Origin of the sequence: Paenibacillus sp. NPDC057886, assembly GCF_042796655.1 — a bacterium.
Taxonomy (GTDB): domain Bacteria; phylum Bacillota; class Bacilli; order Paenibacillales; family Paenibacillaceae; genus Paenibacillus.
Genome location: NZ_JBHVMZ010000014.1, coordinates 31,075 through 54,997 on the forward strand (window position 1 = coordinate 31,075; position 23,923 = coordinate 54,997).

Annotated in this window: 24 protein-coding genes; 7 read left to right on the top strand and 17 right to left on the bottom strand. The window is 47.6% G+C overall.

The genetic code is table 11. The features are described 5' to 3' along the window. Positions 1-3 precede the first annotated feature (3 nt). Positions 4-1,617, bottom strand: a complete 1,614-nt coding sequence (locus tag ACFVQB_RS31710) for a glycoside hydrolase family 28 protein (RefSeq protein ID WP_379448863.1) — start codon at positions 1,615-1,617, stop codon at positions 4-6. Between the two features lie 463 nt (positions 1,618-2,080). Here ACFVQB_RS31710 and ACFVQB_RS31715 point away from each other — a divergent pair, with 463 nt between their 5' ends. The 4 genes from ACFVQB_RS31715 (at position 2,081) to ACFVQB_RS31730 (ending at position 5,276) form a co-directional block, all read left to right on the top strand. After that, on the top strand, positions 2,081-2,809 hold the full coding sequence (locus ACFVQB_RS31715; protein ID WP_379448864.1) for an amino acid ABC transporter ATP-binding protein: 729 nt from the start codon (positions 2,081-2,083) through the stop codon (positions 2,807-2,809). A 32-nt stretch (positions 2,810-2,841) separates the two neighbouring features. Beyond that, the gene (locus ACFVQB_RS31720) at positions 2,842-3,675 is read left to right on the top strand and encodes an ABC transporter substrate-binding protein (protein WP_379448869.1); all 834 of its coding nucleotides are present in this window, start codon (positions 2,842-2,844) and stop codon (positions 3,673-3,675) included. Positions 3,676-3,778: 103 nt separating this feature from the next. Next, complete coding sequence (locus ACFVQB_RS31725; protein WP_379448871.1) at positions 3,779-4,501, top strand: amino acid ABC transporter permease; 723 nt, start codon at positions 3,779-3,781, stop codon at positions 4,499-4,501. Positions 4,502-4,625: 124 nt separating this feature from the next. Beyond that, complete coding sequence (locus tag ACFVQB_RS31730) at positions 4,626-5,276, top strand: amino acid ABC transporter permease (RefSeq protein ID WP_063566273.1); 651 nt, start codon at positions 4,626-4,628, stop codon at positions 5,274-5,276. Positions 5,277-5,406: 130 nt separating this feature from the next. Here the strand turns inward: ACFVQB_RS31730 and ACFVQB_RS31735 are convergent, their stop codons facing one another. From ACFVQB_RS31735 to ACFVQB_RS31745, 3 genes are all read right to left on the bottom strand, one after another. After that, entirely contained in the window at positions 5,407-6,060 is a 654-nt protein-coding gene (locus ACFVQB_RS31735) for a transposase (protein ID WP_483874969.1), read from the bottom strand. 227 nt (positions 6,061-6,287) lie between these two features. After that, positions 6,288-7,709 (bottom strand): MDR family MFS transporter, encoded by a 1,422-nt coding sequence (locus ACFVQB_RS31740; RefSeq protein ID WP_379448876.1) that lies wholly within the window; start codon positions 7,707-7,709, stop codon positions 6,288-6,290. Positions 7,710-7,758: 49 nt separating this feature from the next. Further along, positions 7,759-7,998, bottom strand: coding sequence for a hypothetical protein (locus ACFVQB_RS31745; RefSeq protein WP_379448877.1), 240 nt, complete (start codon positions 7,996-7,998; stop codon positions 7,759-7,761). Positions 7,999-8,225: 227 nt separating this feature from the next. Here ACFVQB_RS31745 and ACFVQB_RS31750 point away from each other — a divergent pair, with 227 nt between their 5' ends. After that, entirely contained in the window at positions 8,226-8,399 is a 174-nt protein-coding gene (locus tag ACFVQB_RS31750; RefSeq protein ID WP_379448879.1) for a hypothetical protein, read from the top strand. 252 nt (positions 8,400-8,651) lie between these two features. After that, positions 8,652-8,780 carry a hypothetical protein gene (locus ACFVQB_RS31755; protein WP_379448881.1) on the top strand — a complete coding sequence of 43 codons (129 nt, stop codon included), beginning with the start codon at positions 8,652-8,654 and terminating at the stop codon, positions 8,778-8,780. A gap of 125 nt (positions 8,781-8,905) precedes the next feature. Here the strand turns inward: ACFVQB_RS31755 and ACFVQB_RS31760 are convergent, their stop codons facing one another. From ACFVQB_RS31760 to ACFVQB_RS31815, 12 genes are all read right to left on the bottom strand, one after another. Continuing rightward, on the bottom strand, positions 8,906-10,243 hold the full coding sequence (locus tag ACFVQB_RS31760) for an FAD-dependent oxidoreductase (protein WP_379449023.1): 1,338 nt from the start codon (positions 10,241-10,243) through the stop codon (positions 8,906-8,908). A 50-nt stretch (positions 10,244-10,293) separates the two neighbouring features. Next, the gene (locus ACFVQB_RS31765) at positions 10,294-11,148 is read right to left on the bottom strand and encodes a carbohydrate ABC transporter permease (protein ID WP_379448883.1); all 855 of its coding nucleotides are present in this window, start codon (positions 11,146-11,148) and stop codon (positions 10,294-10,296) included. After that, the gene (locus tag ACFVQB_RS31770; protein ID WP_099858666.1) at positions 11,132-12,046 is read right to left on the bottom strand and encodes a carbohydrate ABC transporter permease; all 915 of its coding nucleotides are present in this window, start codon (positions 12,044-12,046) and stop codon (positions 11,132-11,134) included. Before ACFVQB_RS31770 ends, ACFVQB_RS31765 begins: the two co-directional genes overlap by 17 nt. A 241-nt stretch (positions 12,047-12,287) precedes the next feature. Beyond that, entirely contained in the window at positions 12,288-12,998 is a 711-nt protein-coding gene (locus tag ACFVQB_RS31775; protein WP_379448886.1) for a beta/alpha barrel domain-containing protein, read from the bottom strand. 30 nt (positions 12,999-13,028) lie between these two features. Beyond that, complete coding sequence (locus tag ACFVQB_RS31780; RefSeq protein WP_379448888.1) at positions 13,029-14,324, bottom strand: ABC transporter substrate-binding protein; 1,296 nt, start codon at positions 14,322-14,324, stop codon at positions 13,029-13,031. A gap of 103 nt (positions 14,325-14,427) precedes the next feature. Continuing rightward, the gene (locus tag ACFVQB_RS31785; RefSeq protein ID WP_379448890.1) at positions 14,428-15,195 is read right to left on the bottom strand and encodes a response regulator transcription factor; all 768 of its coding nucleotides are present in this window, start codon (positions 15,193-15,195) and stop codon (positions 14,428-14,430) included. Between the two features lie 5 nt (positions 15,196-15,200). Then, positions 15,201-17,024 carry a sensor histidine kinase gene (locus tag ACFVQB_RS31790; protein ID WP_379448891.1) on the bottom strand — a complete coding sequence of 608 codons (1,824 nt, stop codon included), beginning with the start codon at positions 17,022-17,024 and terminating at the stop codon, positions 15,201-15,203. 227 nt (positions 17,025-17,251) lie between these two features. Beyond that, positions 17,252-17,440 (bottom strand): Spo0E family sporulation regulatory protein-aspartic acid phosphatase, encoded by a 189-nt coding sequence (locus ACFVQB_RS31795; protein WP_379448892.1) that lies wholly within the window; start codon positions 17,438-17,440, stop codon positions 17,252-17,254. Between the two features lie 247 nt (positions 17,441-17,687). Further along, positions 17,688-18,197, bottom strand: a complete 510-nt coding sequence (locus ACFVQB_RS31800) for a hypothetical protein (protein WP_379448894.1) — start codon at positions 18,195-18,197, stop codon at positions 17,688-17,690. Between the two features lie 137 nt (positions 18,198-18,334). Further along, positions 18,335-18,499: an aspartyl-phosphate phosphatase Spo0E family protein gene (locus tag ACFVQB_RS31805; protein WP_379448895.1), complete on the bottom strand. Its 165-nt coding sequence runs from the start codon at positions 18,497-18,499 to the stop codon at positions 18,335-18,337. Positions 18,500-18,827: 328 nt separating this feature from the next. After that, positions 18,828-20,177 (bottom strand): transcriptional regulator, encoded by a 1,350-nt coding sequence (locus ACFVQB_RS31810; protein ID WP_379448897.1) that lies wholly within the window; start codon positions 20,175-20,177, stop codon positions 18,828-18,830. A 260-nt stretch (positions 20,178-20,437) separates the two neighbouring features. After that, positions 20,438-21,832 carry a transcriptional regulator gene (locus ACFVQB_RS31815; RefSeq protein WP_379448899.1) on the bottom strand — a complete coding sequence of 465 codons (1,395 nt, stop codon included), beginning with the start codon at positions 21,830-21,832 and terminating at the stop codon, positions 20,438-20,440. Between the two features lie 260 nt (positions 21,833-22,092). Between ACFVQB_RS31815 and ACFVQB_RS31820 the strand changes: the two genes are divergently transcribed. Beyond that, positions 22,093-23,217, top strand: coding sequence for an LLM class flavin-dependent oxidoreductase (locus ACFVQB_RS31820; RefSeq protein ID WP_379448901.1), 1,125 nt, complete (start codon positions 22,093-22,095; stop codon positions 23,215-23,217). Positions 23,218-23,319: 102 nt separating this feature from the next. On the opposite strand, the gene ACFVQB_RS31825 is transcribed toward ACFVQB_RS31820, so the two are convergent. Continuing rightward, positions 23,320-23,895 carry a TetR/AcrR family transcriptional regulator gene (locus ACFVQB_RS31825; RefSeq protein ID WP_379449024.1) on the bottom strand — a complete coding sequence of 192 codons (576 nt, stop codon included), beginning with the start codon at positions 23,893-23,895 and terminating at the stop codon, positions 23,320-23,322. Positions 23,896-23,923 lie beyond the last annotated feature (28 nt).

Genomic DNA, 23,923 nt, shown 5'->3' on the forward strand with positions numbered 1-23,923 from the left:
TTTTTACCTGCGGATAATTACACCACTTCTCACTTCAGGACCAACGGAGATTTGGCGTCCCTCTGTATCTGCATCACTTTCCCGGCATACGATCCCTGCCGATTCATGTCCTGTCACCATCAGAAGCCGACCGTCCGCGCCCACACCCTCAATCGCTTCCAGCTCCGCACCCTTACACTGATGCAAATGAATCAACGATCCTTCGGTAATATGTGCGTTCATTTCGGCGATTTGCAGGTGCTTCGCATGAGCGCATTGCACCCCGTTATGAGCCGTCACCCTATATCCCTGAATGACCAGACCGTCCAGAGGCATCTCCGGCAGTCCACTTACCAATAACGCGGTATCTGCGCCTGCACAGACCACATCCGATATCCGAATATTCCGGAACACGGGAGTCTCCTCACTGACCTCCTGAGTCAAGTCGCTACCGCGAGCTGAACCCTCCTGATTGGCATAGAAAAAGGAAAACGAGATGGCTTCCATCATGATATCTTTCATATAAATGCGCTCCACCTGAATATTTTCAACGACCCCGCCGCGCCCACGTGCGCTTTTGAAGCGAAGCCCAATATCCGTTCCAACAAACGTACAGTCCGAGACCCGGACATGCCGCACACCACCGGACATTTCACTGCCAATGACAAAACCGCCATGACCGTGATACACGGTACAATTCCGAATCGTAATATATTCCGAGGGCAGACCGAGCTCACGGCCTTCTGCATCCTTGCCGGATTTCAGGCAGATCGCATCATCACCAACATCGAATACACTCTGCTCCACAACAACATGACGGCAGGATTCGATGTCCAGCCCGTCACCATTCTGGGAAAACCATGGATTCCGCACACTCACGTTACGAATCGTGACATGCTCGGATGCCCAAGGATGCAGATTCCACGCAGGCGAATTCTGGAACGTCGGGCCGTCCAAGAGCACCCGTTTACATTGGCGCAGGCTGACCATGTTGGGACGCAAAAAGTCTCTGACTTCCTCATAAGCAGCCACATCACGCACTTGCTCCAGATGCAGACGATTTGCAATCGCACCGCCTTCAAGGGCAGAAGTCGAAGGCCACCAAATGGCTTCGTCTCCGCCAGCATGCTCCACCACTCCGCCCGAAGAAACCAGTCGATTCCACTGCGCTTCGGTCATCTTGGATCGTTTCACCGGACGCCATGCCTCTCCACTGCCATCCCAAATCCCCTCACCCGTGATCGCAATATCCTGCAGCTGTTCACCATCAATGGGCGACTGACACCGCACTGCCTGCCAACCTTCGAAGCTGGACGCAATCAGGGGATATTGATCGAAATTGCGACTGAACGTAACCAGGGCACCCGCCTCGACATGAAGCTCAATCCGACTGCGGAGAACAATCGGACCTGTTAGCCAAATACCCGCCGGAATGACAATTCGACCACCGCCCGCTTCTGCACAAGCTGCGATAGCCAATCGAAACATCTCGGTATTATCCGTCAAGCCATCCCCTACCGCACCATAATCCGTAATCTGAAAATCCCGTGCAGGGATGACAGGTAAACTCACTTCATAAGCCTTTATATCAGATTCAGTACCTTCTCCAGTACCAAGTGGGGAGTAATATGTATTCATTGTTCATAACATCCTCTCTCTAGCTATAATTGGATCGGACTGTCTATATTATTGCATCACTTACAGGCAAGCGTATTCTCGCTCCATCATATCAATGCCATAGGGCATAAGGTTGAGCTTTTTTGCCATGTACGATTCAGAATTTGATGTTATTTGTTTTCATGATCAGAGTCATAAAGTAAACATCCCTTCCAGTATACTATATACATCTATTCCAATCGTTGTAAAACAACTAGGAGAATGGATTCATTTTTCTGTCAGGATTCGTCACAAAGAGGCTAATAATATGACAAATATATAACATAATTACTGGCTATAGCCCTATAAAACCCATTACTTATGTCATGTTTTATCACAAACCAATTGCCTTTAGCAGGATGAGTATGTATGATTAAATAACTAGTTTCAATTTATTCCTTAATATTCCTTTTACAAACAAACGTTGCAGAAAGGATGGGGTCTCTTGATTGAATTTAGGGGTGTCCAGAAACATTTTGGCCATTTTCATGTCCTCAAAGATATTCATCTTCACATTGAAGAAGGAGAAGTCGTTGTCATTATCGGCCCTTCCGGCTCAGGCAAAAGTACATTGCTCCGCTGCATCAATCGTCTGGAGACGATTACCGAAGGTGAACTTGTCGTCAGTGGTGTCCCTTTACATCAGAAAAAAGTGGACATCAACCTCTTCCGCCGTGACATCGGCATGGTATTTCAACACTTCAATCTCTATCCTCACAAAAAAGTCATCGATAACATTACCCTTGCACCCATGAAGGTGCGTAAACAGCCCAAAGCACAGGCAGCCTCTACGGCAATGAAGTATCTGACCCGGGTAGGCATTGCCGACAAGGCAGACAGTTATCCTTCCCAATTGTCCGGTGGACAACAGCAGCGCGTAGCCATTGCAAGAGGTCTTGCCATGGAGCCCAAAATCATGCTTTTTGACGAACCCACCTCTGCGCTGGACCCCGAAATGATCGGGGAAGTTCTGGATGTCATGCGGTCTCTGGCCCATAACGGGATGACGATGGTCGTCGTTACACATGAGATGGGATTTGCCCGCGAGGTCGCAGACCGAGTCATCTTCATGGATGAAGGCCGAATTGTGGAAGAAGCCTCCGCCGCTGAATTTTTCGAGAACCCGAGAGAAGAACGGGCCAAGCAATTCCTGAGTCGTCTGATTCACCACTGAGAATAATCCATTTTGAAAGGGGTCTTTACCAAATGAAAAATGTATTAAAGTGGCCGTCGTTTATGCTTGTTTTGATTCTATCCCTTGTCTTGTCCGGTTGTAGTACCGGAGAGGAAAGTAGCAGCAGTGGTGGTTCTGGTGGGAATACCGAAGCCAAAGGCACGATTGAACAGATTAAAGAGCGCGGCAAGCTCATTGCCGGCGTGAAATACGATACCAAATTGTTCGGTTTGAAAGACCCCGCAAGCGGCGAAGTCGAAGGATTTGATATTGATATCGCCAAAGCACTTGCCAAACAGATTCTTGGAGACGAAACGAAGGTAGAACTGAAGGAAGTAACGTCCAAAACGCGCATTCCGATGCTGCAAAACGGCGACATTGATATCATCATCGCTACGATGACGATTACGGATGAACGCAAGGAACAAGTGGATTTCAGCGATGTCTATTTTGAAGCCGGGCAGTCCCTGCTTGTGAAAAACGACAGCGCCATTACAGGTCTGGATAGTCTCAGCGGTGTGAAGGTGCTGGCTGTTAAGGGCTCCACTTCAGCCCAAAATATTCGCGAAAAAGCTCCGGATGCCGAGGTGCTCGAATTCGATAACTATCAAGATGCCTTCACAGCCCTCAAAGCGGGTAAAGGCGAGGCATTGACGACCGATAACATCATCCTGATCGGCATGCAGCAGACGGATAACAACTACAAGCTGGTTGGTGGCAATTTCACGAGCGAACCTTACGGCATGGCGATTCGCAAAGGCGACACCGCCTTCGTTGAAGAAGTAAACAGCCTGCTCAAAAGCATGAAGGACAGCGGTGAATATGATACGTTGCACGAGAAATGGTTGGGCAGCAAGCCCGAGTAACCCCGATTAATGATGGTTAAGCGGCGACTTCGCCTGTGTTGTGCTATGCATGGATAGGACACAATCGCCGCTTCTACCTCTGGAGAACGGAGGCTTCGCCTACATGGGCAAATTGGACTTCAGCGTACTGATTAAACACTCGGATCGATTCCTGGAAGGGTTCCTCAATACCATCCAGGTGAGCATCATGGCCTTGATTGGCAGCTTTATTCTTGGGGCAATCATGGCCATCTTTCGGATATCCCCCATCAAACCTCTCAACTGGATCGGTACGGCCTTTGTAGAGTTTATCCGTAACATCCCGTTGCTGCTCGTCGTGTTTTTCTTTTATCTCGGATTGCCGGCACTCGGCATTTCACTGGATGGATTCATCTCGGGTACACTCGGTCTGACCATCTATACGGCTGCTTTCATTGCCGAGGCAATCCGGGCGGGTATTCAGACGGTCCCTCGTGGTCAGTTAGAGGCCGCGAGATCTTCCGGTCTGTCTTACGTACAGGCCATGAACCTGATCATTTTGCCACAAGCGATCAAGATTGTATTGCCGTCCATTGGCAACCAGTTTATCAATCTGGTCAAAAATTCATCCATCCTCGCGGTTGTGGCTGGCATGGATCTGATGTATTTTGCCGACCTGATCAACTCGGATACGTTCCTACCGCTCAGCGTCTACACCATTGTTGCGCTGTTCTACCTGGTGTTGACCTTGCCGCTTAGTTTCCTGGTTCACTATATGGAGCGCCGATTCGGACAAAGTGATGCGGACGCCAGCCGTGCCAAAGGCAAACCAAAAAAGAACAAACCAACGGGTCAGGTCACCATGTAAAATTTGAACTATATTCTCTCTGTGTTTAGCACACCAGTTTAAGGTGCATCTCTACTATGCTATGCAACCGATGTGTCCAATCTATTACATTTCCTGTCCGCACACAGAAGGAGGCCGATGATCTATGGACTTTAGCGGGGCCTACGCCTGGCCCAACCTTCGTTTCCTGCTGCATGGATTCCTGATTACCCTGCAAGTGGCAGGTTTATCGATTGTATTCAGCTTTGTACTCGGTACGGTGCTGGGTACCGTTCGATACACCCGAATTCCGGTCCTGTCACAGATTGTGGCCGTCATCGTGGATACGATCCGGAATCTGCCGCTGCTGCTGATCATTTTCTTCATTCATATCGTGCTGCCCCAGCTCGGGATCAAAATGTCCGTCTTCTGGTCCACGGTTGTTGGACTGAGCCTGTTCGAAGGCGCCATGATCGCGGAGATTGTCCGCAGCGGACTCAAATCGATTGAACGCGGTCAAGTGGAAGCGGCCCGTTCCTCCGGCCTGAGCTATATGCAGACACTTGGCGGCATCATCATGCCCCAGGCTTTGCGGCGTATGTCACCACCGATGGTGAGCCAGTTCATCTCTTTGTTGAAGGATACTTCACTGGCGATCATCATCTCTCTACCAGAGCTGATGCACAATGTGCAGATTCTCGGGGGTCAGAGCTTCGATTACGTCATCCCTGCCCTGCTGCTCGCAGCCGTATTGTATTTCGTGATCAACTACACGCTATCCATTGTGGCACGACGGCTTGAAGCACGAATGACTTAATGCAGACGGATCCATAAGCATATATGGCAACACATGAAAGAGATTGTCCCATAAGTGGAGTTTCCGGCGAATGAGACAGTCTTGTGATTAAGAATGACCGTAAAAAAGCAACAGAGCAGCAATTCTCCCGTTACTGGAGAGTCGCGGCTCTGTGTTTTTGGTCATTGGCTGCATGCTTGAGCAGATTATGCGCAAGGGAAAGCCAGCCGACCTCCAGGGTTACTTTTTCCATCCCTCTCAGCAGAAAGCGCCGGAAGCCCCGGTTGTTTTTCAGTTGTCCAAATACGCTTTCCGGCTCGGTCATTCGTTGAACGGACAGAGCATAGCCCTCTTCACTTCGCAGGATTTGTCGAGCCTGTTCCTGGTACCGCAGCCGCTCCAAACTGACAACCACTTCCCGATTTCCTGCAGCCTTCGTACATCGTTCCTTCAGGGGACAGCCTTCGCAGGTGCCGCTTCGGTAATGACGTTTGCGAACTTCATATCCACTCTCTAAGGTTTCCTTGCTTTCTTTACGGAAATGCAGCATTTGTCCGGCTGGGCATGTCCATGTATCCTCCGTTTCGTTGTAGGTCCAATTCTCAATCTTTCCGACATTCTTTTCCAGATAGGCGTAGTTTTCTTCACTGCCGTAGCCCGCATCTGCAATAACTGTCTGTGGGGGGTTCCCAAGCATCTGCCTTGCCTTTTCCATATGCGGCTGGAAGCAGGGATATCCGCCCTGCCTTGGTGTACGCTGTACGCCAAGATGAATTGGTTTTCGATTCCGATCTGTACATTGTATCCGGGTTTGAGCTGACCATTTCTCATGTGGTCTTCCTTTGAAGGTCGCGTCCGGGTCCGTCTTGCTAAAGCTGTTCCGGGTCCCCAGAAGCACTTGCGAAAGTGTGAAGCACGCAGCGGCAGGATAAGTCGGCGACTGTTCGATAATAACGGGAAGCCTCCGTGAACAATTTGCAGAACACCCTGGGCGCGGCCGTTCTGGAGACCGGGTATGTGCCTATTAATAAGTCAATGATTATCAGGTGACTTTTTGATAAACCAACCCAGCACCAAAATAAGTATTGCAAGAATAAATTCAATCCAAAAAACCGTTTGTAGACCGGAAACCATGCTTTGTGTCTTCTCATGCATTGCAGTGGGATCGAGCGAATGATGAAGATAGCGATTGGCGCCAGACGACATGATGCCGACGAACAATGCGATGCCAATTCCACCTGCTATCTGTTGGAGCGTATTGTATATGGCTGTGCCATGAGGGACCAGGTGACGTGGAAGTTGATTCAATCCTGCCGTCTGAGCCGGCATAACGACGAACGACATGCCTGCGAATAAGAGGACATGATTGAACAGAACGGAACCTTGTGTCGTATTACTGTCGATGCCGGCAAACAGCCACAACGATATGGCGATCAGGAACAGGCCGGGCACAATTACGCGTCTCGGTCCGAATTTATCGAATAATTTCCCCGACACCGGCATCAGGATCCCGTTCAAAATGCTACCTGGCATTAGAAGCAAGCCTGTCGCGAATGCTGTCAACTTCATCACATCCTGCATATAGAACGGCAGCAATGTTGTTGTGGAGAAAAGAACCATCATCAGAATAACAATCAATACCGCAACGAGAGAAAAAGTATGATGCCGGAATACTGAAAGATCGATCAACGGCTCTTTGATCTTGAGCTGTCGCCATACAAGCAAGAGCAAGAAGAGGCTGCCTATTGCAATCGATCCGTAACCTTCTGGCCCAAGAGAGACACTTGTTTGGCTGAAGCCGTAGGTGACGCAGCCGAAACCGGCGGTTGACATCACAATGGACACAAGATCGATCCTTGGCTTGGTCAATTCTGTCACATTCTTCAAGTAGATAAATGCATAAATAATCGAAAACAGTGCGACAGGAATCACCATGTAAAACAGCCAGCGCCAGTGTAAGGTATCGATAATCAGACCAGACAAAGTCGGCCCGATGACAGGGGCAACCATGATGACCAGCCCCATGAGACCCATGGCGGCACCCCGGCGTTCTAGAGGATAGAGGGCGAGAATCGTATTCATCATCAACGGGATCAATAATCCTGTACCGCAAGCCTGAATAACCCTGCCCATCAGCAAGATTACGAATCCCGGGGATACTGCACACAAGCAGGTACCTGCCAAAAATAACGCCATCGCAGACATAAACACCTGGCGAGTCGTGAACCATTGCTGCAGTAATGCGGTCACCGGCACCAGTACACCGATAACGAGCATATAGCCTGTCGATAACCACTGTATGGTCGCGGCAGCAACATTGAATTCCCGCATCAATCCAGGAAGTGCATTGGCAAGCAAATTTTCGTTAAGAAACGCAACAAATGCACCGATGAGTAGTGCGGTTAACATCGGCCCTCGTTTTATGCCACTTGCCTCTTGAACTCGATTGTCCATTTTCTACCTCCCGAATATTTATTGCCGAATCGTCTGCCTGTCGTGCAGATTATCCCACACCATCACTTTCTAACAAGGAGTAAAAATTATCGCGGTCTTCGTTATCGAATTTGCCAAGCGTCCGCACCCTGACAAATTCATGTCTGCCATACATGTCTATTTCCTCTCCATACCTATTGTAGAGCGCGATCATATTGCCATCCCGATCCAACTCCATGTACCCGTCACAATTTGCTTCAGGCGCTTCACCGTAAAATAGCGTAAATTTGATTTTGATTACTTTGTGCATGCAGCTCCTCCTTTTCCCCATCAACCTGAAGAAAATTTTACGTGAAACCGGATGAATTGGAAAAAGTGATATCGCTCTTCATACTCGGAAATTCATTCATATTTCGAAAGCAAGAGGGGGGATTCCCTGCTACGCCGCACACTCACACACTATCTCTTGACGGGATGAGATTAGGGGAGTATTATAACGTGCCGGTCAACTCTACAAGGTAAATCAAACGAAGGAGCATGCCGCGGCAGTTCCTGTTCGAGCTGGGCCGGGCAGAAAATCAGGAAAGCACGAAGGCCATATACCCGAATCGGGAAGAGCTTCTTTCGGATATTGCCAAAGCGTACAAAGCGTCGATTATTGCCTTCTATGAAACAGGCTGCCGCAGTATCCAAATTGACGATTGTATGTAGTGGGGGGGCTCTTTGCGACGAACAGTTTAAGGCATTCATGAAGCAGGCCGGCATGAATGTGGCCGAATATGTGGACGAACTTGCGAAATTGAACGAGGAAGTGGTGTCCGGTCTGCCGGAAGATCTCGTTGTAACAACACAATGTATGCCGCGGCAATTATGTTTCGACTTATGCTGGAGTAGGTGGAGGTTACGAGCCTATCGCGCAAACGCTCCTGAGCATCGGTAACCACTCCGGCTACTATCTGGAGTTTGATACCGAGCGGGCAGGTGATTTCAAGCCGCTTTGCTTCCACGGAAGAAGGCAACCACCTGACAGAGGATCAGCAATGGCGCAAGCTTGCTTTCATTAAAGAGATTGCCGAAGAGATCTGGAAGTAATCGAGAATTTTACGTGGATCAAAGAAAAGTTATTAGAGTAATAAATAGAGAGGAGGTGTACCGAGCCGTTCGATGGCTTTTGGGACACCCCCCCCCTTTTCATATCTTCCAACTTGCTCATTCTCTCAAATCGCTGCTCCATTGCGACGCAATTCCTTCTGCAGCATCGCAACAGGCAGTTCCCGCGGGTCAACCTTCATCTGCACAGCTAATGCAGCGGCTGTTCCCGCGGCCTGCCCCGTAGCCATGCAGCTTGGGGTCAAGCGTGTTGTTGCATGGGCCACGTGTGTGGTGGAGATGCAGCGTCCTGCCGCAAGCAGATTTTGAATATTGCGTGAAATCAGAGAGCGATACGGAATATCGTACGCCCCGTCCCCTTCAATAAAGGCCGCTACGACACCCTGACCCGAGGGATCATGAATATCAATCGGATAGCCACTTCTGGCGATTACATCGTCAAACTTTCGCCCTGTAACCACATCGTCCCTGGTCAACGCATAATGCCCGATAATTCGCCTGGATTCACGGATACCAATCTGCGGTGCTACCGCTGAGATCGAAGCCCGCTCGAATCCAGGCACATCACGCTGCAAAAACTCAGCGATCATCAGCACCTGCTTCCTGCCTTCCTGTTCAGCAGAGGTCAGATCCTCTGCATCCGTTGCATCGAGTCCCTGTACCCGAGTGCAGTTAATCAATACTTCGTCTTCAGCCGGTCCGGTAAAAAACAACACCTGATCGCGATTAATCGGCACACCTGCTTTTTTCCATTGGGAATAGAAGCCGCTCACTCCCGTTAACGGAATACTGTCCAGTTCTTCGAACGGGGTCTTGGCATAGAAATCTTCCGGGTGCTCCTGCATATAGTGCTTCACTCGTCCAAGGTCCACGCCACGCATTCGGAACTTCATGGTCATCGGTTGGGATTGGTTGTCCTCATCCCGTCCCTTTGCAACAGCAGCGCCCGCAAGATAAGCCGCATCCGCATCACCGCTGGCGTCCACGAATACGTTCGCTTTGAGCTCCATTCGGCCAGATTTATTCGCCAGACGAACTGCCGCAACCCGATCATCCACCATAACCACTTCATCCACGAAGCTGTGCAATAACAACCGGACACCTGCCTCCTGCAGCATCTCCGCCGCAACCACCTGATAGATCGCCGGATGGTACGGCGTAACGGTGTGCACAAAACCAACCGTATCACGAAGATGCCCTGGAGAGCCGCCACGCGCCTGCAGCCGGTCAACGATTTCCTGGGCGATGCCCCGAATCACCTGCTCACCACTCTCCGTATGGAAGGTCATCCATGGGTAGACCATGGCGGCAGTCGACATTCCACCAACGAATCCGTACCGCTCCACCAATACCGCTCGAACACCTTGTCGTCCAGCAGCGATGGCTGCCGCTATACCCGCCGGACCTCCTCCAACAACAACCACATCCGCTTCTTCCTTTTTCATACCCTTCCGTTCACTCAAGTGATATCACTCCTTCCGTTCTATTGCATGGGCTACTCTTTCAGTCCCGTCATGGCAACTCCCTCAATGAAGCGCCGCTGTGCCAGGAAAAAGACAATCAGAAGTGGCAGGGTCGCCATGACGGTGGCGCTCATCAGATATTGCCAGGCTGTGCCCACTTCATCCGTGAATAGGGATAACCCAAGCGGCAGCGTCATCAATTCACGTGAGTTAATGAAAATCAACGGATCGAAGAACTCATTCCAGATCGTCACAAAAGTAAAGATCGTCAGCGTAGCCATACCGGGCTTGGCAATTGGCAGCATAATTCGCGCATAGATCCGGAATCGGTTGCAGCCATCAATCATCGCCGCTTCCTCCAGCTCGGTAGGTACCGTAATGAAGAACTGCCGCATCACAAAAATGCCAAACACGCCGCCCGCCCCAAAGATCGGCAGTAAAATCAGCGGAAGATGGGTATCAATCCACCCCAGCTGCCGCATGAACAGAAACATGGGAATTGCTGTCACCTCATGAGGAATCATCATCGCACTCAGCAGGATGAGAAATACCACATTACGTCCCTTGAACGGAATTTTGGCAAATGCGTACCCGGCGAGAGATGCAAAGAATACTGTACCCACCACAACCACAGCAGCAATATATACACTGTTAAAATAAAAGCGATGAAACGGAATCAATCGAAAAACATCGATGTAGTTCTGAAATCGGAACGTATCCGGTATCCACTGCGGTGGATAGGTGAATATGCTCTGGGGCTCCTTGAATGACGTCGATATCATCCAGATAAATGGAACAATCATGATCAGCGAGATCAGTGTCAGCAACAAATACGTCCCAAGGGCACTGCCTGTCTTGCGAATCGAAGGATTAGGCATCGCCTTCATTGAATACCCACCTCTTTCGAAGCTGCCATTGCAGCAGCGTCAGGATTAGCACGATAAAGAACAGCACATACGCAAGCGAAGAAGCGTAGCCGAACTGAAATAATTTGAATGCTTTTTCCCAGATATAATAGACCAATACCTTGGTGCTGTTGCTCGGCCCTCCCTGTGTCATGACGTAGATCTGTCCAAACACCTTGAGCGAGCCAATCACTGTCATTACCATGGTCAAAAACACCGTCGGCGTAATCATGGGTAACGTGACGTGAAAGAAGGTCCCCCTTCTGCCCGCGCCGTCCAGTGTTGCCGCTTCGTAAAGCGAACGCGGCACCTGCTGAATGGCTGCAATGAACAGCACCATATTCAGACCCACATTTTTCAGTACACTCGTCACAATAACGGCAGGCATCGCCAGATCCTGATTGTAGAGCCAAGCCGGACCCTTGATACCTATCATCAACAGAAGCTGATTGATCAGTCCCGACTCTGTCGCATACATCAGCTTCCATACGATGGACCATACAATCAGCGAGGTCATGACCGGAACGAAGATGGCTGTTCGGAAAATCCCGATGCCGCGCAGGTTTCGGGATAATAGCAACGCGAGCAGCAGAGCGAGCACAATGTTAAGCGGTACAAGCCCCGCAGTGAAATAGACCGTATTGGCAAGCACCTTCCAGAACATGGCGTCTGTCATCACATTCCGGTAGTTCTCCAGTCCAATAAAATGATGATCCCCCAGCAGCGGCCAGTCGGTCAGGCTCATGTATAGCGCCAAACCCATGGGAAACAGCAGCAGCAGGGTAAACCCGAGCACCATAGGTGATACAAACAGCCATCCCGCGATCTGGGCCTCTCTAGCGAGCGGACCTCTTCCAGTACGCTTGCGTGAATGGGTCACAGTCAGGCCCTCCCCTTTATCAAATTTCTTCCTGAAACGAATATTTACACTTGCCACTCCGATGACAGAACAACCTTCCGATCGCTGTTATCCCCAGATTTTTTTGATTCAATTTTACAAAGGGGAAAATCCGGGGATAAAGGCGAAGCGTATGCTTCCGATGCAGCTTTCCTTCAGAAAGCTTTTAGCTCCGTTTCTTCAGGTTATTTCTGTCCTCTACGTTCTCTTGTAAATGTTTAGTTCAACTTATATAGTCCGGACAGTTCACACTGTCCACCGCATTGCGGAAGCCGTTAACAGCCCTTCGCAGCTGTTCCTCTGCTCTGCCAGTTACAACCGCCCCCAGCATGATCGCCTTGACCCCGGTATCGTGCAGCACTCGAACATCCTCTGGCACCAGCTTACGCTGGGAAGGAACCAATACCGGAATCTGCGCCTGCAAGACCAGATGGCGATACTTGAGCACATCTGCAAAGCTTAGCGGTGTACCATATTCATTCCCGGGCACAATGGATGCCTCCAGGGCGGTGAAGCCGTAATGAGCCGCCGACGTGACGAGGGAAGGTTCATATTCGTCATTGATCGCAAACGTTGGGTCCAGCCCCAGGTTACCCAGCATGAAGGACGGCAAGTGATGTGCATAGATGGAATAGAAGTCCAGACCCAGGCCTGAAAGGCGTTCCACATCCTCCCTCCGCGCTCCATCAATACTGCCGGACGGCACAACCCCAATCGGGCCGCCAAACTCGCTGCGGATCGCCTGAAAAACTTCGGCATAGTTGTCCAGTGGACCAAAATGATTCCCGCTGGCGCGATGGCCGACATTATAATGCACCTTCAGTGCATCAGCGCCCTCTTCAATTGCTGCCCGGGCCAAAGATAGATCGTTCTCGGGTAGGCTAACCACAAGTGACAGGGCTTTCCGATCAAGCAATGCCTTGAATTTGCCCATCCCACTCACCTCCTGTTTCTATAAAATTATTTATTGCTGCAGTACACCTTGGATCTCTTCCTGCATTTGCTTCAGATTATCCGCGGGTGTCGCTGAACGGGCGAACAGGCGGTCAAATCCCTGCAGCACCGCATTGTCGATATCCTGCCAACGGATATGGCCGGGAATCAAGCGCGCTTTTGGCATTTCATCAATCACCGCCTGTACAATATGCTCCTTGCTCGGATTATTCGGCTGATTAATGAACGCATCGGAGTTCAGAACAGAGGTCCGCGGAGGCACAAAGTAGGTGGCCGTCGCCTGAATGCCCTGCTCACTGGCAAAGTACTTCAACAGCTTCTTGGTTTCCTCCGGATGTTTGCTATCGTTGAACATGGCATATCCTGCCTGCCCCAGCATCGGTACGCTGCCAAGTGAGCCGGAGGGCATGGGAGCGATACTCCATTCAAAATTCGTAATCTCTCTTGCTTTGGAGACATAGCTGTAGTTATCGAAGAACATGCCCACATTGCCAGCATCGAAGCTGACCTGCTCGCCTGCTTTTGGATGCGATTCATCGGTGAACATCATGCGCTCCAGCAGTTCAAAGGTCTGTACGCCATAAGCATCGTTCCAGGTAAACTTCGTCATGTCTTCATCGAACGGGCCGCTGCCATTGGACCAGGAATACGAGGAGAGCACAGCCCAGGTCTTCCAGTCGCGAAAAAAGTTGGCACCATAGATCCGGTTGGTCGCCTCCTTGCTGGTAATCGCCTTGGCGGACTTCTCGAACTGTTCCCATGTCCATTGCCCTTGGCTGGCAAGTGTATTCGGGTCGGTCAGGCCGGCTTTGTCGAACAGCGTTTTATTGTAGAACATGACCACCGGAGGTGTGGAAAAAGGCAGCCCCAGCAGCTGATCGCCATCACGGAACAAATCCAATGTACTTGGTATATAATCGTCCAGCTTGAACTGTGCATCATTCTTAAACTCGGATACATCGGCCAGGATGTGATTAGATTTGAATTGTGGCACCATCCGCTCCGATACCCAGGCGATATCCGGGAGAGAGCCGCCAGCGGCAAGCACCGAAATTTTTTGCTGGTATTCCGCGAAAGGGACGGATTCCATCGTTACCTTGATGCCTGGATTTTCCTGCGTGAAGCCATCGATCAGCTTGTTGTATACATCCATATGTGCCTGATTGCCCCACATCATGAATTTCAGCTCAACCTCTCCATTCTCCCCGGCTGCTTGCTCAGGATCACTGCCGGAATTGGAGCTTGTGCAGCCGATTGAAGCAGTAATCATGAGTAAAAGTATCAATATCAGTCCTGCTTTTTTCATGAAAATCCCCCTTATGGACTTAGTGGTATACATGTGCAATCAAAGTATAACGAAGGCATCGGCCGCTCATAAATCACGTCAATTACAGAAATGGTATGGTTTTTCAAGAAATACTGAATCGGTCACGATATTCCCCTGCTGTCCATCCCACCTGCTGCTTGAATACCAACATGAAGTGCTTGGGACTCTGATGCCCGGATAACCTTGCAACATCATAGATTTTGAGCCCCGTGTTAATCAGCAGCCACTTGGCACGTTCCATACGAGCCTCAGCGATGTATTCGGAGTAATTGGTCCCTGTTTCGCTCTTGAACAGCTGGCTTAGATAGGTGGGGTTCAGATTAACCAGAGCTGCTATGGTCTGAAGTCGCAGATCCCCATCAGGATGCTGCTTGATATGCTCTTTCACATCTCGGATAATCTTCCGTGTATCTCCGCCAGAGTGCTCTGCTTTCCCAGAAGGCTCAGTAACTGGAAGGGTTGAAATGCCGTACCTGCGATCCAGCAGCAATTGAATTTTTTGGATGCATAATGCCAGTTCATGACGTTCAATCGGCTTCAGCAAATAGTTCAACACCCCGTATTCCATCGCCCTGCGTGCATATTCAAACTCCCCGTAGCCGCTAATGATGATCATCAGCAGTTCAGGGTACATATCTCTTGCTTTGGATACTAATGTCAATCCGTCCATTTCACGCATGCGAATATCTGTGATCAACACATCCGGTACTTCGCATCTCAGAAAATCCAGTGCCTCGGCTCCGCTCGAAGCTTCACCTGTTACCTCGAACTGAGGAGCCGCCTGTACAATCAGCTCTCTCAGCCCCTGACGGATGACCGTCTCATCCTCCACAAGCAATACTTTATACATGTGCTTCATTCCCCTTTCGGTTGAAGTTGAATGGATATCGTGACCGCCAGACCCTGCCCAGGACTGCCATCGACGCTCAGGCTGCCGCCTTCTCCATACATGAGTCGGAGCCTTTGAGAGATATTGTTAAGTCCCAGCCTGTCCCCGGCATGGCAGCGCAATGCCTCACTGGAAGGCTGCCGAGCAATGGATTCATTTAATTCATCAATCTCGGCTTGAGCCATGCCTTTGCCATTGTCACGCACAATAATCAGCAGCTCCTCATCAAATTTCAATGCAGATACCCAGATCACCCCGCCATCCGCTTGCCCTTCAATGCCATGGTAGACCGCGTTCTCCACCAGCGGTTGCAATACCAGCTTGGGAATCAGACACTCCGTCACAGCTTCATCGATGTCATAGATTACCTCCAGCTTGCCGTCATAACGTACCTGTTGAATACGTACATAGGATTGTACAAAAGCCAATTCTTCCTGAAGCGGAACCCTCCGGTCCACCTTATCAATCGTATAGCGCAGCAGCTTGCCAAGTGCCGTCACCATATCAGACACCTCAGCGTGCTTCTGACGGACAGCCATCATGTTGATGGACTCCAATGTGTTGTATATAAAATGGGGATTGATCTGGCTCTGTAATGCTGACAACTCTGCCTCTCGCTCTTGAATGCCCAGCAGAAATACCTCGTTGAACAGTCTATGGATCTCTTCCATCATTCGATTAAAGCCCCGGCTAATCTGTCCGAACTCATCATTGCTGAAGTGCGCTACCCGCTGGCTAAAGTCTCCCTGCTCCACCCGAATCATATTGTGCTTCAATCGAATAAGCGGCCTCGTTATGCGATAGGATAAGAGAACCGCGAGAACCGCTACGGCTGCCATACATAACACAGCAAATCCAAACGTAAACGTGAGCATCTCGCCAGACTCCTTCTGAATAACGGCAATAGGCGTAAGGCTGATCACCGAAAGTCCTGAATAGCTGGAATGGTGTTGTACATAGAGATAGGGCTTCCCATCAAGAACAACCTTTTGATTTCCTGCGTAGTCTTGAAGCTGGCCATGCGTTAACAGTTGGTCGTATGCGGACAGACCTCCGGCTGAGGTCCGTTCGAACAGGAGACGCTGCTTGCTGTCGATAATCATCAGGCTCGCATTTTGCTCAAAATTCAGATTGGATAAGAGCTGACCGAAGGCTTCCAGCCGGATGTCGATCAGAATATAGCCCAGTCGCTGGAGTGTACCCGGATCACGAATCTCACGAGCAACCGATATATACAGCTCTTCATGACTGCCCGTGTAATAGCTGGGTTTGTGCGGAGGAAGCAGACGCCATTCCCCTTCCGAGCCGTTAAGTTCTGCAAACCAGTTATCCTGCCTGCTGTCCCATACCGGATTCACTGCCAACGAATCCAGATTGGAGAACAGGATGCCGCTGTTGCTGATCAGATGGATGCCACGAATTTCAGGTCGGTCGTACGCTTGACCGGACGTGTAGAGCTTCATTTTCAGATAATCATCGGACCTCGCCCATGTACCCGACCCCATCGGAGCATTGTATTTGCCCAAAATGCCGAGCACCATCTGATCATAGAGCGGCAAGAGCGACAACCGCTCGAAGTCCTTGAGCAGCCGATTCAGATTGGTATTAATCTGGCGAACAATATCAATGGTGAACTGCTCCGTCTTGCGATCAATCGTCTGTGAGAAATGCAGGTAATTCACCACTCCCTGCAAGCTTAGCGGCAGCAAGGTCAACGCCAGGAACAACAGGAGCAGCTTGGTGCGCAGGTTCATGTTTCTTCTGGAATAACCCTGTACCTTGTCCATCATTTCCGTTCATCCCTCCCTCTCCCGATCATTGTATGAGCCCTCTTCACAGATCAATCTGGATATAACTGGGGTCATCATATCCAGTTTTAATGATCGTTGGCTATCCTGCCAACCATGGGATTGGTACGGAATTTCAAGATTGAAGCGCAGGTTTCGGGAAAACGCAAAAAAGCCGACTGTATCGCTACAGTCGACTACTCTTCTATTGCATAGAAAAACCGACTGCATTATGCAATCGGCTGTCTTTTCATAAAGTGTTTTTTATATTTGAAGCGATTATATTCATTAATTAGCTCGTCCAATACCATGGACTGTTGAAGGACTTTGTAGTCTTGCATGCCATGATATTCCGCCAAACGACTTAACTCTTGCCTGTTCCGTTCGATTTGGTCTCTGATCTGCTTCGGTTCTCTCATAGCATGCACCCCCTCTTTTTAAACCATTTTAGGATACATTGCCAAAAAATTCATATTTTATTCCTTTGCAAAATAAAATGTTTGTTTACAAAGGAATACTTTCATAACACATCATTTTGCATTAATCCGTGAAAATCGTCACAACTACAATATATAGACGTGTATTCCTCACACCCAGCTACATATCGAACTCTCGAAGAAATAGAGACTCTTAACCCAGAAGCAAAAGACAGAAACACGTTATAAATTATGTTCCAATCGTATGCTGAACTTTACTCACTCTGGAGCGGATTAAAATCCCTGCTACACGCACCAAAACCATAGCAGCGGTCATTAATATAAATGCAGGACCGATATTCTGAAGATCCAATTGATGCTCATTTGCATACTGATATGCTTGCTGCGGATGATGCGTGATCCATTCCACCGGGACGATGCGTAGCAGGAATGCTGCCGCCCAGACGACCACACTGCCTATCCCCACTCGGGTATACCACTTACCTGCCGTCGCATCGAATTCCATACGCGTTATTCCGAGCACAATCGTTCCGAACAATGCCCCTACAATCACGGCCACCAACAAAAACAGCACATTATTGCCTGTAAAAGTCATGTCTTTAAGGAATTTTGCCGCATAATAACCCATAATAACGAAAGGCAACAATAAACGATAATAACGTACTGGCTTTCGTCCAATTGAAGTGAATACTAATACCGCAAACATGATGATCATCTGAACCCACATGCTCGTAGTCATACGTTGTTCCCCCTGTAATTTGCTTGATTTGATGCTTTAAGCATAGCAGGGAGAACACCACTCTAGCGTCCATAAACGGATGGATAAAGAGGTCCACCTATGGGTGGATTACAGAGGAAGATAAGAGCGTTAACAAATTAGTGTTTCTCTCTTAGTCGAATATATTTATTAATCAGTTCATCCAGTACCATAGACGACTGCTTAAGAACCTTATCATCATGCATGCCATGCTTCTCCACCAACCAACGCAAATGTTGCCGATTCTGCTCGATTTGATCTCTTAGGATTCTCGGCTCTCTCACAGCATGCCCCCCTTTTTAAAACAATTTAGAATACATCTTTTATCCTCTATTTTTTTCGTTTAAGCCCTTAGTACTGACAAAAACATATGATGTTTTGCAGAATTTTGTAAAAATGATTCTTTAGAAAACTTTTATATCCATTTTTCGACCTGATTATTGAACACAAAAATAGCCTACTGCAAAAACAGTTGGCTGTTTGAATATATATTATAATTTATGCAATATTGTTCGATTGTAATATCTGTTGATATTTAACGTTTATTTCTTCATTAGCAAATCTTCTATATTCCCCATACAGATTTACACATTTTATTAAGGCTACAGATACTTACAAACTCGCATTTGGATGAAGCAAGCTGATTAATGTTTTGTATTGGTTCTCTAATTCTTTAGATAAATGACTCTTAAACTCTCCATAAAGATCAATACACTTTAATGTTGCCGCATCATCTTTAACAAAAATGGATAACTCCAAACTTATAAGTAGCGACTTCGATCCAGAATCGTACCTATGTCTTCTAAAGTAATAAACTGATAGCTCATAAAATAATATAACTCTTCGATAATACCAGCTTTGTTCTGTGTACGCCCCTCTTAAATAAGTATCATTGAATTGTATAGCAATCTCTTTTTCAAACTTGACCAATAAATCATCCACATCATATTGATGCCTGTTAGCAGATTGAAGAATTTTAACCAAAGCAGGAAGAATTTCTGCTTCATCTTTCTCGATACAATTAATGTAATCAGGTATAACTTCTCGTACGCCCATCATTACTTGATACAAATATTTATTAAGTTTAGCCAAATATCTAATCTTTCGATCAATGAGCTTATCCTCAATTCCGTAAGTCTCAACGATTTTCTCATAAATATCAGTATATCGAAGAGCTTCTTTATAATTTTCGGAGCAATCATGGTAATTCGCAATAAGCAAGTTAGAATAAGCTTTATATACATATAGTGGATACTGTGTTTTACTAGTAAGCTTTTTAGTTTGTCTCATGGCCACATCCGACTGCTTTTCTAATTGGCAGGCTAAGTCTCTCATTCTATCCCATTCATGTAATCCCCAGTATGCATTCGCTAGATCCTTAATTGCATCCAGCTGATAGTCTTCATCTAATCGTTCTATGAATGGTTCTAATTTGGAAATGAGTAGTCTATTCACTTTCTGGTCATGACCAATATTAATAAGAAAAATACGGTACTGGCACAGTGCTAATCTTTCCGAATGCTGATATTTCTCACCTGCGGCTACGCATTCATATAAAATAAGCGCCGCTTCATTCATTTCTTTGGAATATAGATTCTCTGCCATTTCAAATAGTTCTGAAATATAGGATCGATCATCTGTAACCTGATAAACCACCTTTTTAATACAGCCTAGCTTGTTAAGTTCAGCGCAGCGATACAGGAACGGTTCCAAACGCCTCCAATGAGGGGCAGCTTCCACAAAACATTCCACACTGTACATTTCGTAGAAGTATCCCTTCTCCAAACCCATACCAGATGTGATTTGATCCAACTGATTCATAGCTAGAGGTCTGCTGCCCTTGAGGATAGCACTTAATGTACCAACGTTGACACCCGTGACATCTGAGAATTGCTGTAGTTTATATCCTTGTTCTCTTATGTGATTCTCTATATATGTGCGTATCGTAGGTGCAAGTTTCAATTCTCCCACCCCCATCAACCAAACTAACTTAAGGATTCATCAGTTCTTAATATATGTAATTTTAATCCTGAATTTTACAATGGTCAATCTGCGCAAAATAACAAAAGGTTTACTTCCGTTTACGGAAATAAACCTTTTAAAATATATCAACCTCATTGCTTGGTTACTACAATCCTCCACCACCATGCACAGTAAGGAGTGCTTCAATAGGAAACCAATTATTAAATGAACCTAATTGACCAACATTTATAAGAATAAAACTAAGCAAGATTAAATATAGGATTCTCTTTTTTATCATAATAATTCTGTACCTCCATTATTATTAATTTATACTGATGTTCAATATCCGCAGTAGCTATATTCCTATATTTTTCATATAACGCCACACAGCGAATAATATCAGTTTGATTGTTTAGCTTCACAGATTCTTTCAGACAATAGACCAGTTGCTTAAACCCCTCAGTAAATTGTTTACGATTGAGGTGATAGATCGTCCGCTCAAGTAAAAATGTGATATACATATCCGAATTGACCTGTTCAGTGTAACCCTTTAATTGAGTGATTTCTGAATTTATCCGGGCGTTATACTTGTAAAGAATTTCATCGATATTATTATCGAATTTATTAGCAGCTTCTAATATATTAATCATTGCTGGCAAAAGTTCAGTTTCGTTATTTTCAATGAAATTAATATAAGCTGGCAAGATATTTAGGTCACCCATCATCAGCCTGTACAGATAGGTATTTGCTTCTGTCCATCCTGCAAATTTATCAATATAGATCTGATCTTCCTCATCAGGTTCAGAAATTTTCATAAGATCCCCATAGATCTCTGTATAATGTAGTGCCTCTGCATATTTCCCTTGCCTCTCACATGCGGAGGATTTAAGTAAATTTGAATATGCTCTATATACAAATAAGGGATAAGCGGTTAATCGATTACTTTTATCCGTTTTTTTCTTTGTATACGATTGTAAGATTTTTGTTTTTTGCTCCAGCTCATCAGAAAGGGAAAATAACTTGTCCCAATATCTCAAAGCCAAATATGTATTCGCCAGATCCTTGATCGCATCCAGCTGCCGTTCCTCATCCAGCCTATTAATATATGGCTCGAAGTGCACGGCCGCCCTGAGATTTTCATGCTGATCCTGACCTAGAGATAGTGTGAAAATGCGATACTGGCACAACGCGAGACGTTCCGAGTGTTGGTACTTCTCACACTCCGCAACGCATTCATATAACATGCGGGCCGCTTTCTTTTGTCCTCGTTCAAGCATACCTTCTGCCATCTCGAACAATTCGGAAATATAGGAGCGGTCATCCGTCACTTGCTGGACTATCCTCTGAATACATTCGAGCTTGTCCAGCTCGGCGCAACGTTGCAGGAAAGGCTCCAGCCTTCTCCAATGTGGTGCAGATTCCACGAAACATTCCGCACCATAGATTTCGTAGAAATGACCTTCCTCCAACTTCATGCCTTCGGTAATTAGATCCAGTTGAGCCATGGCGATTGGCCGCGTCCCTTTGATGATCGCACTTAACGTTCCAGCGTTCACACCCGATATATCGGCAAAGTATTGCAGGGTATAGCCCTGTTTCCTGATGTAGTCCTCAATAAAGGAGCGTATCGTAGTTGTAGGTTCCATGTCTCCCACCTCCACAATGAAAATCCATAAATTTGAATTTATATGATATGCACAATTTTAATCCTAAATTTTACAGCGGTCAATAAAAATCGTGGCAATTTCCTGCCCATATGCCTAAGGTTGAGTGGCTTTAATCCGCCTTATAGAAAAAATCCATTAGAAGAATGCATGGCAACATGGTAAAGTTAGCTTTAGCTTGAATATCCTACTATTTCCATAGGATTAGACAACCCAGGTGCTTTTCCAATCCAATCCGAGGGGATGGTTAGATGAAATTTGCCCTATTTAGTCTCATGATGAATCTTCCAAATGCCGTAACTGGTGAATCACTAACGACACAACAGAAGTTCCACAATATTTTGGAACAAGCCAAACTGGCCGAACGGCTGGGATTCGATGCATATGGGATCGGCGAGCGGCATGGCGAACCTTTTCTATCTTCCTCACCTCCCGTCGTGCTGACCGCCGTCGCTGCTGCCACTTCACATATCCGGTTGCTAACAACGGTCACTGTCCTCAGTATACTTGATCCGGTACGGGTTGCCGAGGATTATGCCACGCTGGATCAATTATCGGGCGGACGGCTGGAGATGATCATCGGGAAAGGCAATGATCCTCGGCACTATCCCCTGTTTGGCATCAGCGAAGAGGAACAATGGGATTCACTCGGTGAACGCTACGAACTGCTGAAACGGCTGTGGACTGAAGAGAATGTAACCTGGCAGGGAACGTATCGCCCTCCCCTTCAAGAGGTTACCACTCAGCCGAGACCGCTCCAGCAATCCATTCCGATCTGGCATGGCAGCGCATCGAGCACCCGCTCTACCGAGCTTGCAGCTAAGTATGGCGAACCGATATTTAGTTCGAATTCCTTCCACCCTCAGGCAAAATATAAAGCGTTAATTGACCATTACCGGGAGCGTCTCGATTATTATGGTCATGATGCGAACCAAGCGGTGGTTGGCTCCGGGGCAGGCAGCCTGTACCTCGCAAATACACGCGAAGAGGCGATCCGTCGTTATACGCCTTATTATGAGGCATTTCATGCTACGGCCTCTGCGCAGCACAACCAGTCACCTTTTAAGGACCTGGAGGATAACATTGCGCATGGCCCTGTACTGATTGGTAGCCCAGAGCAGGTCATTGAGAAGATCCTGAATTACCATGCCGCATATGGACATCAGGTACTGAGCATTAGCGTGGATGGACTCAGCCATGCGGAGCAGCTGGAGCAGGTAGAACGCTTCGCCCAGGATGTAGCGCCAGTGTTACGACGCGAAATCCCCAGTTTCATATGGAACGAACCCCCGCTCTTGAACCAGTCACTTCCCTCTTCCACTTCGCATTCTCCCGATTCATGGCCCCCAGCCATCTCACCGATCTTCCAGGTATAGTTCTCGTTCTCCAGACACTCCCCATTCATCCACAAGCCTTTTGCATCCAGGGTGATTCTTGCGAATCGCCCTAACCCTCCCGCAAGATGCCTTCCTCTATGATCAAGATTTAATGCCTTCAAACAAAGAGATCAACGAACGCTGCACGAATTCAGTATCTAACGATTCGCCAGTCACCAACATGCGATAGAACATCGCTCCATAGACGAGGTCTATACACAGTCCGATGTCACAATCCTTTTTCAACTCTCCCCGTTCTACACCTTTTTCAAAAATTCCCCACGCTTCGCGCCGACGAGGCTGAATGTATCTGGTTCGGTATTCTTTTGCAAGTTCTGGATCAGACTGTCCCTCTCCGACAATCTGTGTAATCACTTTTCCTTCCCGGCTGCTCAAAAAATCGACCAGATTGCTCGCATGAATGCGCACATCTTCAAATACCGATCCTGTATCCGGTACGGGCAATCGTGCCGTTGCCGCAGACATGTACCCATCCATAATGACAGCACCTTTACTAGGCCACCATTTATATATCGTTGCTTTGCTCACCTTAGCACGTTCAGCAATTTTTTCGATCGTAACGGCTCCGAAGCCGTGTTCCAGTAATAAATCATAGGAAGCTGCAAGAATCGCATTCTGGGTTTCCACATTGCGGGGACGCCCTCTTTTGGCTGTCATCATAAGCCCTCCTTGTATAACTAACAAA